This is a genomic window from Halomonas sp. A020 (genome assembly GCF_027943625.1).
GTDB lineage: Bacteria > Pseudomonadota > Gammaproteobacteria > Pseudomonadales > Halomonadaceae > Vreelandella > Vreelandella piezotolerans.
Window position 1 is genome coordinate 2,797,027 of sequence record NZ_AP022850.1, and the last position, 17,056, is coordinate 2,814,082.

The 17,056-nt window shown below is 62.8% G+C and carries 16 protein-coding genes and 1 riboswitch; of the genes, 12 read left to right on the forward strand and 4 right to left on the reverse strand.

Features of this window, described 5'->3' with window-relative positions:
* Positions 1-166: 166 nt before the first annotated feature.
* A complete protein-coding gene (locus FRH_RS13020; protein ID WP_281996980.1) occupies positions 167-1,648 on the forward strand; it encodes a glycoside hydrolase family 32 protein in 1,482 nt (493 codons plus the stop codon).
* Positions 1,649-1,669: 21 nt separating this feature from the next.
* Here FRH_RS13020 and FRH_RS13025 read toward each other — a convergent pair whose 3' ends face one another.
* Genes FRH_RS13025 through edd form a run of 4 tightly spaced genes read right to left on the reverse strand, consistent with a single transcriptional unit; the run spans position 1,670 to position 6,419 of the window.
* Positions 1,670-2,635: a carbohydrate kinase gene (locus tag FRH_RS13025; protein WP_281996981.1), complete on the reverse strand. Its 966-nt coding sequence runs from the start codon at positions 2,633-2,635 to the stop codon at positions 1,670-1,672.
* A 44-nt stretch (positions 2,636-2,679) separates the two neighbouring features.
* Positions 2,680-3,549 (reverse strand): aldo/keto reductase, encoded by an 870-nt coding sequence (locus tag FRH_RS13030; RefSeq protein ID WP_281996982.1) that lies wholly within the window; start codon positions 3,547-3,549, stop codon positions 2,680-2,682.
* 15 nt (positions 3,550-3,564) lie between these two features.
* The gene (gene glk, locus FRH_RS13035; protein ID WP_153844078.1) at positions 3,565-4,530 is read right to left on the reverse strand and encodes a glucokinase; all 966 of its coding nucleotides are present in this window, start codon (positions 4,528-4,530) and stop codon (positions 3,565-3,567) included.
* The gene (gene edd / locus FRH_RS13040; protein ID WP_281996983.1) at positions 4,530-6,419 is read right to left on the reverse strand and encodes a phosphogluconate dehydratase; all 1,890 of its coding nucleotides are present in this window, start codon (positions 6,417-6,419) and stop codon (positions 4,530-4,532) included. Before edd ends, glk begins: the two co-directional genes overlap by 1 nt.
* 276 nt (positions 6,420-6,695) lie before the next feature.
* On the opposite strand from edd, the gene cobT reads away from it, so the two are divergent.
* The 11 genes from cobT to FRH_RS13095 all read left to right on the forward strand — a co-directional run bounded on the left by cobT (position 6,696) and on the right by FRH_RS13095 (position 17,050).
* The gene (cobT, locus tag FRH_RS13045; RefSeq protein ID WP_281996984.1) at positions 6,696-7,772 is read left to right on the forward strand and encodes a nicotinate-nucleotide--dimethylbenzimidazole phosphoribosyltransferase; all 1,077 of its coding nucleotides are present in this window, start codon (positions 6,696-6,698) and stop codon (positions 7,770-7,772) included.
* Positions 7,769-8,764, forward strand: coding sequence for an adenosylcobinamide-phosphate synthase CbiB (cbiB, locus tag FRH_RS13050; RefSeq protein ID WP_153844081.1), 996 nt, complete (start codon positions 7,769-7,771; stop codon positions 8,762-8,764). The genes cobT and cbiB overlap by 4 nt, the downstream gene beginning before the upstream one ends.
* Positions 8,761-9,852 carry a threonine-phosphate decarboxylase CobD gene (gene cobD / locus FRH_RS13055; protein WP_281996985.1) on the forward strand — a complete coding sequence of 364 codons (1,092 nt, stop codon included), beginning with the start codon at positions 8,761-8,763 and terminating at the stop codon, positions 9,850-9,852. Before cbiB ends, cobD begins: the two co-directional genes overlap by 4 nt.
* Positions 9,836-10,399 carry a bifunctional adenosylcobinamide kinase/adenosylcobinamide-phosphate guanylyltransferase gene (locus FRH_RS13060; protein WP_139528194.1) on the forward strand — a complete coding sequence of 188 codons (564 nt, stop codon included), beginning with the start codon at positions 9,836-9,838 and terminating at the stop codon, positions 10,397-10,399. Before cobD ends, FRH_RS13060 begins: the two co-directional genes overlap by 17 nt.
* Positions 10,396-11,172: an adenosylcobinamide-GDP ribazoletransferase gene (gene cobS, locus FRH_RS13065; protein WP_153844083.1), complete on the forward strand. Its 777-nt coding sequence runs from the start codon at positions 10,396-10,398 to the stop codon at positions 11,170-11,172. Before FRH_RS13060 ends, cobS begins: the two co-directional genes overlap by 4 nt.
* Complete coding sequence (locus FRH_RS13070; RefSeq protein WP_153844084.1) at positions 11,109-11,762, forward strand: histidine phosphatase family protein; 654 nt, start codon at positions 11,109-11,111, stop codon at positions 11,760-11,762. Before cobS ends, FRH_RS13070 begins: the two co-directional genes overlap by 64 nt.
* Complete coding sequence (locus tag FRH_RS13075; protein WP_139528191.1) at positions 11,714-12,157, forward strand: bifunctional adenosylcobinamide kinase/adenosylcobinamide-phosphate guanylyltransferase; 444 nt, start codon at positions 11,714-11,716, stop codon at positions 12,155-12,157. Before FRH_RS13070 ends, FRH_RS13075 begins: the two co-directional genes overlap by 49 nt.
* Positions 12,158-12,177: 20 nt before the next feature.
* A riboswitch (cobalamin riboswitch) is annotated at positions 12,178-12,427 on the forward strand.
* 142 nt (positions 12,428-12,569) lie between these two features.
* Entirely contained in the window at positions 12,570-14,378 is a 1,809-nt protein-coding gene (locus FRH_RS13080; RefSeq protein WP_153844085.1) for a TonB-dependent receptor, read from the forward strand.
* A 4-nt stretch (positions 14,379-14,382) separates the two neighbouring features.
* Positions 14,383-15,291, forward strand: a complete 909-nt coding sequence (locus FRH_RS13085; RefSeq protein WP_153844093.1) for a cobalamin-binding protein — start codon at positions 14,383-14,385, stop codon at positions 15,289-15,291.
* Positions 15,291-16,262, forward strand: a complete 972-nt coding sequence (locus FRH_RS13090) for an iron ABC transporter permease (protein ID WP_153844086.1) — start codon at positions 15,291-15,293, stop codon at positions 16,260-16,262. The genes FRH_RS13085 and FRH_RS13090 overlap by 1 nt, the downstream gene beginning before the upstream one ends.
* Entirely contained in the window at positions 16,262-17,050 is a 789-nt protein-coding gene (locus FRH_RS13095) for an ABC transporter ATP-binding protein (protein ID WP_153844087.1), read from the forward strand. The genes FRH_RS13090 and FRH_RS13095 overlap by 1 nt, the downstream gene beginning before the upstream one ends.
* Positions 17,051-17,056 lie beyond the last annotated feature (6 nt).

Genomic DNA, 17,056 nt, shown 5'->3' on the forward strand with positions numbered 1-17,056 from the left:
CACTTGCCTCACTGATGTCGGGTCGTGTGAGCAAGACGTTTGCCCGAGCATGTCGTCATGCTCGGGCTTTTTTACGTCTACACCTAAAGGGGATACTTCCGTTAGTTAATAGGCGTGATACGCTAACTTAAACGATTAAGTTAACTGATTAACTCAAGGTTCAAGCATGACGTTAGCGGATTTCGAGCCCCAGCGACCGGCGATGCATTTTGCCCCGCCGATGGGATGGATGAATGACCCCAACGGGCTGGTGTTTTTCGAGGGCGAGTACCATCTGTTTTATCAGTACCACCCGTTCAGCACCGTCTGGGGGCCGATGCACTGGGGGCATGCGGTCAGTCGCGACCTGTGCCACTGGCAGCATTTGCCCATCGCGCTGGCGCCCAACGAAGACGGCACCTGCTTTTCGGGGAGCGCCGTGGTGGATGAGCACGATGTCACTGGGCTGTTCGAGGGCCAGCCGGGGCTCGTGGCGTTTTACACCTGCCATAAGGTGCTCTCCGGTGACCCGGAGGATTACCAGCAGTCCCAGTGCCTGGCGTATAGCCGTGACAAGGGCCGTACCTGGCAGCGCTACGCGGGTAATCCGGTTCTGCCGCCGCCTGGGTTTAAAGACTTCCGCGACCCTAAAGTCGTTTGGCATGGACCTAGCCAGCGCTGGGTAATGGCGCTGGCCTGTGGGCAGGCGATTCACTTCTATACCTCTCACGACCTATTGGCGTGGCAGTTCGCCAGCGCCTTTGGCGAAGGCGAGGGCGCTCACACCCAGCACCCCTGGGAGTGCCCAGACCTGTTCGAGCTGCCGGTGGAAGGTGCTGGACCGAATGAGCCCGCCACCCGCTGGGTGTTGGTGGTAGGGATTGGCGCCACGCCGGATAACCCATTTGGCTCGTTGACCCAGTACTTTATCGGCGCGTTCGACGGCCAGCGTTTCACCAATGACAACGCCTCAGGCGCTGTGCTGATGATGGATGAAGGTCGGGATTTCTATGCGGTGCAGAGCTGGTCGAATACCCCCGGGCGGCAGCTTGCGCTGGCGTGGTTGAACAACTGGCAGTACGCCAACCATGCCCCCGAAACGGGCTGGCGGGGCACCATGAGCCTGCCGCGAGAGCTGACACTGCGCGCGACTTCCCGTGGGGTGCGGTTACGACAGCGCTTTGCTCGCGAAGCAGGGCAAGTGCTGAGCGCCCCTTGTCATCTATCGCCGCGCTCGCTTCAAACGGCCGGGGAGCACTGCATTGTCGTGCCCGACGGGGAGGTCATTCACGGTCAGCTGACGCTGGTGCTCGAAGCGGGCACGAGGCTGGCGCTGTCGCTGCAGCAGGGGAGTCAGCAGCGACTGTGGCTGACCGCAGATGAATCAACAACGTCGCTACACTATGAGCGTCAAGGGAGTAACGGTCAGGCCGCGTTCGATGAGCACTTTGCCTGTGACCACGCGGAGGGCAGCGTCGATGGGTTAACGGTGACGGTAACGTGGTGGTGCGATCACGGCACGCTGGAAATGTTGGTCGACGGGGCCACCGAGCAGCGCAGCATCACCCAGGTGAGCTTTATCGATCATCGCCGTCAGCCTGTGACGTTGGACGTCGTCAGCGGGCGGGTGGAAGTGGCGGAAGGGGCCACTCAAAGCGTCGTCGAGTAGCGGCCTCGACGACGCTGAGTGCTAGCCTGCCGAGCCGCGCAGGGCTTCGATATCGGTGTGGGTGGGCAGGGCGGCATACGCGCCGGGGCGGGTGACCGCGTGGGCACCGCAGCGGCAGGCAATGTCCACCGCGCGGGTGAGAAACGCGCTGTCCTGATGCCAGTTCTCACTGATGCCGTAGCGGGAAAGCTCGGCCAGTAAGCCGCCAATGAAGGCATCGCCACCGGCGGTGGTGTCGACGGCCGTCACGCTGGGCGGCGTCACGGTCTGGTCGATACCGATGCCTTTGAGCACGACATCGTTAGGGCCATCGGTGACGACGACCACTTTGACGCCAGCGGCCATGCGCTCGGCTAACCACGCCTCTGGTGGATGGTCGCCACGCAGGTAGTCCAGCTCTTCGAGAGAGACTTTGACCAGCTCGGCGCTATCGACCAGCTCGGTGACCAGCCAGGGGTCTGCCGCGCCCTCTGCCCACAGGTTGTGGCGCAGGTTGGCGTCCACGCTTACCAGACAGCTTGCACGCTTGGCCATGGCGGCAATCGCGAGAGTGGTCTCGGCAATCTCGGGGTCGGTCAGGCTGTTGCTGCATAGGTGCACGATGGCGGGCTGTTCGAACACGCCGTGGGGCAGATGCTCCAGGCGGTAGAGCAGGTCCGCTGCCGGTGGGCGGTAGAAGTCGAAGGTGCGTTCGCCGCTGCTATCGCGAGAGACGAAGGCCAGCGCCGTGCGCGCCTCTTGGGTCAGCACGACCCCCTGGGTATCTACACCGTGGCTTTTCAGCTCGCGGATGAGAAAGTGCCCAAAGGTATCGTCACCCACCATCCCCAAAAACTGGCTGGGCACGTTGAGCCGCGCGCAGGCCACCGCCACGTTGGCGGGTGCGCCGCCGGCGTAGGGGGTAAAGGTTTCCGGCCCCGTGTCATCGCCCAGTCGGCTCGAGAGCATGTCGATCAAGGCTTCACCGAAAGCAATCACCGGCGTCATAGGTCGTTCCTTGTCATTATTGGCATTGATGTTGAGTGGGCGTACTAAGCGACGCAGTGGCCGCGGGCTGCTTCCAGAAGTTCATACCAGGCGTCTCTGGGCAGCGTTTCCGGGCCGTTCAGCATATCGGCAATACGCTCCGGTTTCACGCTGCCCACCACCGGTGCCGGTCGGCCGGGCAGAGTGCGCAGCCAGGCCAGCGCCAGCGCGCCGGGCGTACCGTTCAGCTCGCCTGCCAAACGGTTCAGCACGCGGCTTACTTCACCCTGCATCAGTTGGCCGCCCGCCAGCGGCGACCACGCCATGGACGCCTGGCCATCGGCGTTCAGGTCGTCGAAGCTGCCGTCGAACAGCGGCGCGCTATGGGCAATGGAAAGCTCGATTTGGTTGGCGCGCAGCGGGTGGTGCATATGGCGTTGCAGTCGGCGCCACTGGCTGGGCAGGTGGTTGGAAATCCCCGCCGCGCCGATTTTGCCTGCCTCTATGGCGTCATCCAGCGCACGGCCTGTTGCGGCGGCGTCCATCAACAGGTCTGGGCGGTGAATCAGAAAGTGATCCAGACGCTCGACGCCCAAGCGGCCCAGCGCATCGTCAATGGCGCGGCTGAGATAGTCCGGGCTGGCATTGTAGTGCTTGACCTTACCGGAGCCTGGAGCCGGATTGTCGTTGGCGATGCTGGCCTTGGTCACCACATTCAGCCGCTTGGCCAGCGCCGGGCGGGCGCGCAGGGCTTGGCCAAACAGCATTTCGCAGGCGCCATTGCCGTAGATGTCGGCATGGTCGAACCAGTGTAACCCTTGCTCTAGACGAGCTTCGATCCAGTCGGCCAACTGGCTCGCTTGGTGCATCTCTTGCGCTTCATGCAGGCGCATCATGCCGAGTACAAAAGGCACGTTAAACGTAACGGCAGCCATGGCGTTTTCCATTCGTTAAAAGACTTCTTCGTTATGCAGCGCTTCGGCGGCCCCTAACAGGCCGGTCCATGGATGTGTCACGATCCACACCGGAATATCGGCGTTATACCCGCCCATCCGCCCTTTGTTGACGAAGCTTGCGCGCAGCTCGCACTTAGGCAGCCAGTCCAACAGGCGGGGCAGAATGCCGCCGCAGAGGTAAACGCCGCCTCGGGCACCCATGGTGAGGGTGGCATCGCCGCATACGTCGCCGAGAATTTTCAAAAAGCGCAGCAGGGTGGCGGTGGCGATGGCATCGCCCTGGTTAGCCGCCTGGGTCACCTCGGCAGGCGTCTCGCAGCGAGGCGCTTGGCCTTCCAGGGTGCAGTGCGCTTGGTACAGCTCTAGAAGCCCCTGACCACATAAAATGCGTTCGACGCTCACCCGCTGGTGGCGCTTTAAAAATACATCCAGCAGTGCGCGCTCGGTGGCGTCAGTGGGGGCAAAGGTGACGTGGCCGCCCTCGGTGGGTAGCGGAATCCAGGCGTGCTGGCCGGGGAACACGCCGGCCACGCCCAGCCCCGTCCCGGGGCCGATGACCAAGCGGGTCGAGTGCGACTGCGCCGTCCCCGACTGAACTTCGACGAGATCGTCTTTACCCACATGGGGCACGCCCAGCGCCTGGGCGGTGAAGTCATTGATGACCTTGAACAGCGACAAATTCAGCGCCTGCCGAACGTCGCTTTTCATGAAATCCCAATGGTTGTTGGTCATTTTCACTCGCTCGGCATGTACCGGGCAGGCGAATGCCAGGCAGGCTTCTTTGGGCGCGTTTTCGCCCGTGGCGCCTACCCGAGCGAGGTAGTCTTGAATCGCCTCGATCACGCCGGGGTAATCGGCGCAGGGCAGGTTAAGAATGTCGTGGGGCGTGACCTCGCCCGGCGTGACCAGCGCCAGGCGAGCATTCGTGCCGCCAATGTCCCCGATGAGTGCCGGTCGCATCAGGCGTCCTCTTGAAAAATCTGACCTTCTTGACGAGCGAGATCGTCGGCTTCGAAGCCGCCCAGGGAGCCTGCACCCTCTTCACCGCGCATGGCGAGGTGGCGGAAGCCCGAGAACAGCTCGCGGCCCAGGCCCACATGGTAGTGGTCCAGGTTGGCGACGACGAGCTCACGCTCGGCCCAGGTGGCGGCGTCTACCTTGGCTTCCAGCGTACCGGCGTTGGCATCCAGGCGCACCACGTCGCCATCGCGCAGCTTGGCCAGCGGGCCGCCGTCGAGCGCTTCCGGGCTCATGTGGATAGAGGCGGGCACTTTGCCCGAGGCGCCGGACATGCGGCCATCGGTGACGAGGGCCACCTTGAAGCCGCGATCCTGGAGTACGCCCAGGAACGGTGTCAGTTTGTGCAGCTCGGGCATGCCGTTGGCTTTGGGGCCTTGGAAACGCACGACGACGATCACGTCGCGGTCCAGCTCGCCCGACTCGAACGCCGCTTTCATCTCGTTCTGGTCTTCGAAGATCTTCACCGGCGCTTCGACGATGCGGTGCTCCTCGGCAACGGCCGAGACTTTGATGACGCCACGGCCCAGGTTGCCTTTCATCACGGTCAGGCCGCCAGTGGGAGCGAAGGGCGTGGCTACAGGGCGCAGCACTTCGTCGTCCAAGCTCTTCTCCGGGCCTTCGCGCCAGACCACTTTGCCATCTTCCAGGAAGGGCTCTTGGGTGTAAGCGGTCAGGTCGGTGCCAAACACGGTGGGAATGTCACCGTGGAGCAGGCCCGCGCCTAGCAGTTCGCGGAACAGGTAGCTCATGCCGCCCGCTGCCTGGAAGTGGTTGATGTCTGCTTGGCCGTTCGGGTACACCTTCATCAGGCTGGGGGTGACCGCTGACAGGTCGGTGAAGTCATCCCAGTTCAGCGTAATGCCTGCCGCGGCCGCCATGGCAATCAGGTGCATGGTATGGTTGGTCGAACCACCGGAGGCCAGCAGGCCGACCACGGCGTTGACGATGGCGCGCTCGTCGATCTGCTTGTAGAACGGGCGGTACTCGCCGCCGGGTTCGGTGTTGCGAATGGCCTGCTCGGTGGCGTAACGGGTCAGCGCTTCGCGCATCTCGGTGCCCGGGTTGACGAACGAGGTACCCGGCAGGTGCAGGCCCATCACTTCCATCATCAGCTGATTGGAGTTGGCGGTGCCGTAGAAGGTGCAGGTGCCGGGGCTGTGGTAGGAGTCGGACTCCGCTTGCAGCAGCTCTTCGCGGCCTACTTTGCCTTCGGCGTAGAGCTGGCGAATGCGCGCTTTCTCTTTGTTCGGCAAGCCGCTCGGCATCGGGCCTGCGGGGACGAACATGGCGGGCAGGTGACCGAAACGGGCCGCGCCGATAAACAGGCCCGGTACGATTTTATCGCACACGCCGAGGTAAAGTGCGGCATCGAACATGTTGTGGGACAGGCCCACGGCGGTGGCCATGGCAATCACATCGCGGGAGAACAGCGACAGCTCCATGCCCGGCTGGCCTTGGGTCACACCATCGCACATGGCGGGGACGCCGCCGGCAAACTGCGCAGTAGAGCCCATCGCACGGGCAGCCGCTTTGATGGTTTCCGGGAAGGTTTCGAACGGCTGGTGGGCGGAGAGCATATCGTTGTAGGCAGAAATGATCCCTAGGTTGGCGCTGTTCATCAGCTTCAGGGAGTCTTTTTCCTGCACGCTGCAGGCGGCGAAACCGTGGGCGAGGTTGCCGCAAGAGAGTTCGGCGCGGTGCACGCCGCGTTTGTGCTGGTCGGCCATGCGGCGCTCGTACAGGGCGCGTCGCTCGGCAGAGCGCTCACGAATGCGTTGGGTCACCTCGGCAACCGTAGGATGGAGTGTAGCGGATGTTGAACCAGGCATAGAGACCTCTGCATGTGTCGAGACGGTGAGTCGAACTTGTAGTTATTTTACATCTTATGGCGTCGATATAAGAGACTTTACGGCAATAAAATCGCTATTTATAGCTTAATTTGTAGTTTTATTACTCTGATGAGTGACGACCATCACCGTTGAAGATGATGCTTTGATGAATGATGGATAAAAGTGGCTTGCAAGCGCCTGTTTCATGGTTAAAGCGCAAGTATAGCAGCCCTGGTTTTGCTACCATTTTGCGCCACCTGCCTGTGGAGAATTGTGATGGACAACGAGCCGACCGCTGAACAGCGACTTCAGTCACTTCTGGCGCGCATTCGCGCCGTAGATAACGCCGAGGGTGAGCGTACTCGCGCGTATCTCGACACGCTGACCAAACCTCCCGGCAGTTTAGGCAGGCTCGAAACGCTCGCCATTCAGTTGAGTGCCATTACCGGACAGCGCACTCCGCTCGTCTCTCCGCCTGGTGTTGCCGTGTTTGCCGCCGACCACGGCGTGGCCGACGAGGGCGTCTCGGCGTTTCCCCAGGAAGTGACCGCGCAGATGGTGGCGAATTTCGCCCAGGGAGGCGCGGCCATCAATGTCTTCGCGCGCCAGATAGGCGCTCAGGTCGACGTGGTCGATGTGGGGGTGGCGTCACCGCTTGCCCTGCCCAGCGTGGTTGATGCCAAGGTGCGCGCCGGTACGGCGAACATGGTGCGGGAAGACGCGATGAGCCAGGGAGAAGCCCTGCGCGCCATCGGCGTAGGTGCAGACACGGTAGAGCGCTTGGCGGAGCAGGGGGCGAAAAGCATCATCGTCGGTGAAATGGGCATTGCCAATACCACCGCGAGCAGCGCCATGCTGGCGGCGCTCACCCAGGCTCCGGTGGCGACGGTGGTCGGCGCGGGGACCGGGATAAGCAGCGCCCAGCAGACGCATAAAGTGGCGGTGATCGAGCAGGCGCTATGCGCCCGCCAAGCCCACGCCGACGATCCGTTAGACGTACTCAGCAAACTCGGCGGGCTGGAGATGGCCGCTATGACGGGCGCCTATTTGGCCGCAGCCGCCCACCGGCTACCCGCTATCGTCGATGGTTTCATCGCCACCGTCGCTGCGTTAACGGCGTGTCGCCTTTGCCCCGAGGCGCACGGCTATCTCATTTTTGGTCATCGCTCCGAAGAGCCGGGCCATGCCACGGCGCTGGCGGCTCTCGACGCCGAGCCGCTTCTGGCACTGGGTATGCGCTTGGGGGAAGGCAGCGGCGCTGCGCTGGCGTTCCCGCTCATACAGGCCGCTGCCTCGATGCTCAGCGACATGGCCACCTTTGACAAGGCGGGCGTGAGCAGCAGCGAAGTATGAGCCCGCTTAGCAGTTGGCTGTCCGCCTCGGTGGCGCTGGTCGCGCTGGCCATCGTCGTCGATCTCATCGTGGGCGACCCGCGCGTGCTGCCGCATCCGGTGGTGATCATCGGTCGGGGCATCAGCGCGCTAGAACGGCGCTGGAACCGAGGCAGTGCCCAGCGTCGCCGGGCCATGGGCTTTTTACTGACGGCGGTGATCGTCCTGGGAACGTTCACTGCCACTTGGCTGGTGTTGGTACTGCTGACTCAGCTTCACCCCTGGCTAGGCCTCGCCGCCGAGCTTTGGCTGCTCGCCACCACGCTGGCCATCAAAGGGCTCGCCGAGGCCGGAAACGCCATTGCCCAACCGCTCGCCCGAGGGGATCTGCCTACCGCTCGTCATGCGCTTTCGATGGTGGTCGGCCGCGATACCGATTCGCTCGATGAAGCCGAGATTACCCGGGGGGCGGTCGAGACCGTTGCCGAGAACACCGTGGATGGCATTACCTCGCCGCTGCTGTTTGCCGTCATCGGCGGCGCGCCCCTGGCGTTGGCGTACAAAGCGATCAACACCCTCGATTCCATGGTGGGCTATCGCAACGAGCGCTACGCGGATTTCGGCTATGCGTCCGCCAAACTCGACGATTTCGCCAACTGGCTGCCTGCCCGGCTGACGACTCTCTGTTTATGGCTAGCGGGCAGGGGATTGATAGGGCGAGGCGTCACCGTGTCAAATTGGCGGGGTGCGCTGGCCGCCACCTGCCGGGAAGCGCCGCGCCACCCCAGTCCCAACGCCGGGTGGCCGGAAGCGATGGTGGCGAATCTGCTGGGCGTGCAGCTGGGCGGCACGAATATGTATCAGGGTGTGGCCTCCCTCCGGGCAACGCTGGGAAGCGGGCAAATACCGCTCACCGTGGCGCATATTTCCATGACGTTACGGCTGATGCACGGCGGGTGGCTGCTGTTTTTCGCATTCCTCGTGCTCTTAGCGTTTCTCTGGGGGCTGCAATGACCACGGCTCCCTGGCCCGACCACGGCGGCGACGCAGCGGCGCTGCTCAAACGCTTTAGGTTACCTGCGGATCACTCGTTCGAGGACGTGAGCGCGAACCTCAACCCGCTGGGGCCGCCGCCCTGGGTGGCGGATTGGTTGGTTGAATGTATTAGTGGGTTAAGCCGCTACCCGGAACCCAGCTACCGCGCCGCGCGGCGTGCCATTGCCGAACACGAAGGCGTGGCGCCGGAGCAAGTACTGCTCACCAACGGCGGAGCAGACGCCATTTTTTTGGCCGCTGCCCTTCATGCAGGCCAGCGCGGGCTGATCGTGACGCCAACCTTTGGCGAATATGCCAGAGCCTGTGCCGCGCATCGGTTAGTGGTAACGGAGCATGCCCTAGAGGCCCCCCGTTTCGGCCTACAAACGGCAGCGTTGGACGAGCCTGTCACACAGGCGGATGTGATCTTTCTCTGCCGCCCCAACAATCCCACCGGCACGCTGGTCAACGCCGTGGAGATCGAGCGTTTGCTCTCGTGCATGCCCACCACGGCAACGCTCGCGGTGGATGAAGCGTTCATCGATCTCGCCCTCGATGCCGAGCCGCTCACGCCGCTGTTGGCGCGCTACCCGCAGCTAATACTGCTGCGTTCCATGACCAAGTTTTACACCCTGCCCGGGCTGCGCCTGGGGTACGTGCTGGCGAGTGCCGAGCACGTTGCCGCTCTGGCACGCCATCAGCCGCCCTGGAGCGTCAATCATCTTGCCGCCGAGCTTGTGGCACCGCTGTTGGCGGATACGGCCTTTGCCCTGCGCACGCGGCAGTGGTTGGCGCGGGAACAGCCGCGTTTGGGCCAAGCGCTGACACACGCGGGGCTAGATGTCGTGCCCAGCCATAGCTGCTTTTATCTGGTGCGGCCGGGACCAGCGTTGTGCCAGCGCGGGCTTTCCAGCGCGCTGCTGCTTGAACGCTTGCTGCATCACGGTATGCTGGCGCGACATACCTACAGCTTTGCAGCGCTCGACGGTGATTGGTTGCGGCTGGCAGTGCGCGATGGTTCGGCAAATGATCGATTGTTAAAGGTGTTACATGATTGTGTTCGTTAGTGGGGGCGCGCGCTCCGGTAAGAGTCACGTTGCTGAACAGTACGTGCTGCAAGCTGCCAACGGTCAACCGTGTTTTTACGTGGCGACCGCTAACGTATACGACGACGAGATGGCTGAGCGGGTCGCCCTCCATCGAGCCGATCGGGATGCCCAGGGTGTGCCTGATTCGTGGGTAACGCTGGAGGCACCGCTGGCCATCGATCAAGCCATCGCTCGAGTGCCCAACGGGCATGCCGCCTTGCTCGATTGTCTTACACTCTGGGCCAGCCAAGTGATGTTCGACGCCGACGACGCGCACGCACCGCTCTCTACCACCGAAGGGTTTTCGCTGTTGGTGCGCTGTTTGCAAGATGCCCGGGCGCGACACATTACCCTCGTCGTCGTCTCCAATGATCTCAACGAAGCGCCATTGCCTAACGACACCCATACGCAGCGTTATGTCGAGTTTTTGCAAATGCTGCACCGCTGGTTAGCCGTCGAGTCCGATAGCGTGATCGAGGTGGTCGCAGGCCAGGGCATCGAGTGGAAAGCGGGCGCCAATACGTGAACAACGTCCTTTATGGTGGGCTGCTGGCCCTGCAATTTTTGACTCGGTTACCCATACCGGTGGCGTGCCCCTGGACGCCCGCCACCCGCCGTTGGGCCATTCGTGCCTATCCGCTCGTCGGCCTGCTGATCGGCGGTTTGCTCGCGCTGGCCGCGTTACTGTTAGAGCACGTACAAACGCCCACGCCGATCAGTGCGCTGGTACTGCTCAGCGTGTGGGTGGGGCTCACGGGTGGACTACACCTGGATGGCGTAATGGACCTGGCCGATGCGCTGGGCAGCAACCAGCCGTTGCAGCGGCGCTGGGAAATCATGAAAGACCCGCAAATCGGCAGCTTCGGTATGCTGGCGCTGCTGTTTTTGCTGGCCTGGAAGGGCGTGCTGCTCTGGGCGCTGCTGCAGTATCACGCGCCGCTGTGGTGGCTCGCGGTAGTACCCGCACTGGGGCGCTGGGCGGGCGTCGCGCTGCTCGTGCTGACCCCATGCGCCCACTCGCGCGGCCTGGCTTGGAGATGGCAGCAGTCGTTGGGACGCCGCGATGTAGGCGTGGCGCTCCTGCCGCTGATCCCGCTCGCCATGCTCTGGCCGTTAGCCGCGCTGTGGCTGGCAGCGCTGGCATGTTGGGTAGCGCTGGTACGCAGAGCACTGCTGCGCTCGTTTAACGGCATCAACGGCGATATGGTCGGCGCCACCATCGAAGGAGGAGAGCTTTGGCTACTGATCTTAATGTGGAGCTGGTGGCAGTTCGTCACGGTATCACCGCCTGGAATCTAGAGCGCCGTTACCAGGGCCAGCGGGATATTCCGCTGCTGTTTCCTGAGGCGGAGGAGGGGCTGTTAACGTTGCGCGCGGCCCTGGCCGATGAGCGTTTCGACGCCATTTACGCCAGCGACCTAGGCCGCTGCCAAGAAACCCTGGCCTGGTCCCAGGCGGCCAAGCCGGGGGTTCCCGTCTACGCCGAACGGCGCTTACGGGAACTCGATTTTGGCGAGTACGAAGGCAAGGTTTACGATGAATTAAAAGAACTACCGCACTATCATGCCTGGATCGATAGCGCCGGAGAGCTACAAATTCCCGGTGGCGAATCCTCTGGCCAACTGCGCGAACGGCTGGATGCCTGGCTCGACGATGTTGCGGAACATACTCGGCAACACGGCTATCGAAAAGTGTTGGTAGTGACCCACGGCGGCGTGATTCGTGAATTGCGCCGCCGTTTCGAAACCCTCGATTTTTGGCAGGGAATCGTGCATCAAGCCCAGGGACGGCGCTGGCAGCTCGCGTATCAAGCAGGTGAGGACGGAAAAGGAGAATGGCAATGCAACTGTTCATTGGCGGTGCCAGCGCAGGTAAGCGCGACGCAGTAAAACAACGCTTTCCCGGCGCGGTGTGGTGGCGCCTAGCGCCTGGCCAGCGTCTTCACGAGGTCTCTCACGTCATGTTGCCCAACACGCCACTGGTGTTACATGGCTTATTTGAATGGCTGACCGCGGTGCTGGACTCCGACATCAGCAGCGACGAGTGGCGCGCCCAGTGGCGGGAAGATTTACAGCGCCTCGAGCAAGCCGCCGCTGCAGAGAACGTCGCGCTGGTGATCATTGCCAATGAGTTGGGGCGTGGCCTCGTCCCAGTGGCCCGCCACCAGCGCCGCCTGCGGGATTTGAGCGGCTGGTTCACCCAGGACGCCGCCGCTCACGCCGAGCAGGTGTGGTACGTGCGCCACGGCTTGGTACAAGCGCTGAAAGGCGCGTCAGCAAATTGACCACCCCCTAACAAGTTGCTAGTTTACGCACACTCTCAGGTGCTGGTGGCGTAACCGCCATCAGTTAAACGGGAAGTTGGTGAACATGGTCATGTCATGGCTGTGTCAATCCAACGCTGCCCCCGCAACGGTGATCGAGACAAGAACGGCTAGAGACGCCACTGTGCCTTGGCATGGGAAGGTGGTCGTTCGGAAAAGGGTCGGCGCTTAGGTAAAGCGCCCCTCTTTCGCTCGTCAGCCCGGAGACCGGCCTAAGAGTGATGGCTTGAAGAAAGCCACGGATTACCGGCATGCGGAGGGCATGTACAGGGTGACGTTACGTGGCGCTCTGCCACGGATTTCCCTTGTGTGCCCCTGCCCGGTCACTAAAAAATACGCTGTGCGGGTGAGCACAGCGAGCAAGGGACCCACCATGTTCAATCGTTTTCATACCCCCGCAACGCTTGCGGCGTTTACCATGGCCGCGCTACCGCTGGCCGTTCAGGCGCAAAGCGCATCGGCCACCGCGACGGCCTCCAACACGCTGAATCCCGTCGTGGTCACGGCCGCACTCGCTCCGCGCACCGCTAATGAAAGCCTCTCGTCGGTCACGGTAATCGACGAGGCCGCGCTGCGCCGCCAAGACCCCGTCAGTATCACCGACCTGCTGCGTGGCCAGCCGGGCGTGGACGTTTCCAGTAACGGTAGCTTCGGCAAGAATAGCAGCGTCTTCATTCGCGGCACGGGCAGCGCGCAGAATGTCCTGATGATCGATGGTATCCGTTTGCGCTCGGCTACCAGCGGCGGGGCCGCTTGGCAATATTTGGAGCCACGCATGTTCGAGCGTGCCGAAATCGTGCGCGGTCCTCGCGGCAGCCTTTACGGTGCCGATGCCATGGGCGGCGTCATACAGTTGTTTACCCCACAGGGTGAAGACGAAGGTCCGCAGCCGCGTATTTCCGCAGGCGGCGGCTCGTTCAACACCCAGCGGCTGAGCGCAGGCGTCAGCGGTAAAGAGGGCGGCACGCGTTACAGCTTTTCTGGCAGCCACTTCAATACCGACGGCCAGCCAGTGCGTCGTAATGGCGACGACAAAGGCTACGACAACACCTCTGCGCTGGCGCGCGTGTCGCACACCTTCGCGAACGGTGCCGAAGCAGGCGTATTGGCGCTGCGTGCCCGTGGGCATAACGAGTATGACGGCGGGGAAAATGACTTCGTTCAGCAGGTCGCGGGCGTGTATGGCGAGCTGCCGATGACCGACAGCTGGCGCAGCCGCTTGACGCTCAGCGAATCGCGGGACGAAAGCGATAACGTCGCTGATTTTGGCGATACCTCGTTCAATACCAAAATACGCACGGCGCGCTGGGAAAACACCGTGACCATGGGAGCCCACGAGGTGGTCGCCGGGGCCGAGTACAGCGAAGACCGGGTAGACAGCACCACCGCCTACGACGAAACCAGTCGCAGCAACGCGGCCATCTTCACCCAGGCGCTGCTGGATTTCTCTCCCTTCACGCTTCAAGGCAGCCTTCGCTTTGATGACAACGAGTCCTACGGCGACGAGGTGACGGGCAGCGTCGGGATCGGGTATGACGTGGATGGCCACCACACGCTGCGCGCCAACTACGGCACGGCGTTCAACGCACCGACCTACAACCAGCTTTATTTCCCTGGTTTTGGTAACCCGGACTTGGCGTCGGAAACCTCCGAGTCGATCGAAGTCGGCGTGCGTGGCCAGTATGCCCGCTGGTTCTGGGATGCGGCGCTTTACCAAACCGATATCGACAACTTGATTGCGGGCCAAGGGTTACAGTTCAACGTGCCGGAAACGCGCATTCGTGGAGCAGAGCTTAGCGCGGGTGTCGACGTGAACGAGTGGACGCTGGCCGCCGCGCTGACCTACACCGACCCCGAAAACCGCTTGACCGGCAAACGCCTGCAAAACCGTGCCTCGCAAAGCCTGCGCCTGGACGTCGACCGCGAGCTGGGTGATTGGTCCCTGGGCGGCTCTTGGGTCGCGCAAAACCATCGCTACCGTGATGCGGCCAACGAAGATCGCCTGAGCGGGTACGGTTTGGTGAACCTGCGTGCAGGCTGGCAGTTTGCGCCGCTGTGGAGCGCTCGGGTAACGTTAGAGAACGTGCTGGATCAAGACTATGTCACCACGCGCTCGTTTGACGGTGCCGACTACATCAACGCGGGCCGAGCAGGATTCTTGAGTGTTCACTTTGGCCAATAAATTCATGCAGTTCGGCGGCGCCTTGGGCGCCGCTTTCCTATGGCTGGGTAGCGGCATTGCCACCCCGCTTCATGCCGACAACCCCAGCCGCTGCGCGGTCGATGACCGTGGTCGGGAAGTGTGCTTACATGCCTCGGCCAACCGCATCGCCACGCTTTCACCCGGTGCCACGGAACTGACCTACGCCGCTGGCGCTGGGGATCAGGTGGTGGCCGTGGTGAGTTATAGCGACTACCCGCCGGAAGCAAAGGACGTGGCCTCGGTGGGTAGCCACACCCGAATCGATTTGGAAGCCCTGGTAGGGCTTGCCCCGGATTTAGTAATCGGCTGGGTAACGGGGAACCCCGCCGAGCAAATGGATATCCTCGAAGCGCTGGGCATGCCGGTATTTTATATCGAGCCGCGCAGCGTCGAGGCGGTGGCTGACACCATCGAGCGGCTTGCCCGCCTGGCCGGTACCGAACCGGTAGGCAAACAGGCGGCCAATGAGTTCAGAGAGGGCATGGCCGCGCTTACCGCCCGCTATAGCGAGCGTGACCCTGTGGCGACGTTTTATCAGGTGTGGGACGAGCCGTTGATGAGCGTCAATGACGACCACCTGATTGGGCAAGTGGTGCAATTGTGCGGCGGCGAAAACGTCTTTGGCGATCAGCACCGATTAGTACCGCGTTTAGACGATGAAGCCGTGCTTGCGGCCAACCCCGACGCCATCATTGCCGGAGGCATGGGGGAGGAGAACCGCGACTGGCTCACCCACTGGGAGCAGTACCCCAACCTTGCCGCCGTGGACGCCGGTAACCTCTATTTCGTGCCGCCTTCCTTAATTCAGCGGCCCACGCCGCGCCTGCTGGAAGGCGCACAGATTCTGTGTGAAAAGCTCGAACACACCCGCCAAAAGCGCAGGGGGTCTTGATGGTAATGCGCCTGTGGCAACCCCTTGGTCTGCTGGCGCTGATCGCCGTGGCCGCCATGCTGTTTTCTCTGGCGGTGGGCAGCGCGCAGCTTTCGGTAGCGCAGCTCTGGGCGGTGGTGCAGGGCCAGGGCGATGCGCTGGCGCGCACCATGGTGATCGAGCTTCGCTTGCCACGGGCGCTTTCCGCCTTTGCGGTGGGCGGGCTGTTGGCGGTGGCCGGTGCGCTAATGCAGGTGCTGCTACGTAACCCGCTGGCCGACCCCTACGTGCTGGGGCTATCCGGCGGGGCATCCATCGGTGCGCTGGCGGCCATGCTGGCCGGAATGGGCGGTGTGCTTATTTCGGGTTCGGCGTTTTTAGGCGCGCTGTTCTCCACGTTTTTAGTATTTGGCCTAGCCCACGGTAGCGGCGGCTGGACGCCTTCACGGCTGTTGCTCACTGGCGTGGTCGTGGCTGCGGGGTGGGGCGCGGTGATTACCCTGATGCTCGCGCTAAGCCCCGCCGAGCGGCTGCCGGGCATGCTCTATTGGCTGATGGGAGATTTATCTTACGCCCGCACGCCGTGGCCGCCGCTGCTGCTATTAATCGCCACCTGTGTATTGCTGATACCGCTAGGGCGCAGCCTTAACGTGCTGGCCCGTGGCCCCCTGCAGGCCGCCGCTCTGGGTGTGGATGTTCGCCCGTTGGAGTGGGGCATTTACATTGCCGCCAGCCTCTTGACCGCCGCCGCCGTGACCACCGCAGGCAGCATTGGGTTTGTAGGGCTGGTAGTGCCCCATATGTTGCGCCTGCTGCTCGGTAACGACCAGCGCTTGATTCTACCCGCCTGCGCGTTGGCAGGCGGCACGCTGCTGGTACTCGCCGATACCCTAGCGCGGACGATGATTGCCCCCGAGCAGCTCCCCGTCGGGGTGATCACCGCGCTGCTGGGCGTGCCCACCTTCCTCTTTTTGCTCTACCGGAGCCGCTGATGATCCGCTTGGCGACCCAAGACTTGATCATCGACGTGCCGGGGCGCAGCGCAGGCACAGCGCTGAATCTCACCATCGAGCCAGGGCAGGTGTGGGGTGTGCTTGGCCCCAACGGGGCGGGTAAAACCACGCTGTTGCATACGCTGGCGGGGCTGAACGCCCCCCGGTCCGGTCAGGTGCTGATCGGCGACAAACCGCTTGGCCAACTGCGCAGGCGGCAAGTGGCGCAGCAGTTAGGGCTGGTGTTTCAAGAGCGGCTAGACGGCTTTCCCGCCACGGTGCTGGAGACCGCGCTGATAGGCCGCCACCCCTACCTTTCCCTATGGCAGATGGAAGGGGCCGGCGACTACGCCCGCGCCGAGGCCGCCCTGGAAGCGCTGGATGTGGCGCATCTTCGCCACCGCTTGGTCAGCACGCTTTCCGGCGGTGAACGCCAGCGAGTAGCCATGGCGACGGTACTCACGCAAGCGCCCAACATCTGGCTGGCGGACGAACCCACCAACCACCTGGATTTACACCACCAAAGCGCGGTGATGGCGCTGATGGCCGAGCAGGCCGCCCAAGGCAGCGCGGTGATGATGTGCCTGCACGATTTGAATTTAGCCGCCCGCTGGTGCGACCACATTCTGCTGCTTTACCCCAGCGGTGAAGCCTGCTGGGGCCCACGAGACACCATGCTGGTGCCCAGCGCCCTAGAACGGCTCTACCAACAGCGGCTGGCCACGGTAGATGTGGGTGGTGCGCCGGTGTTTGTGCCCATCCAGGCACCCCTTACCGACCATGAGTGATTTAAG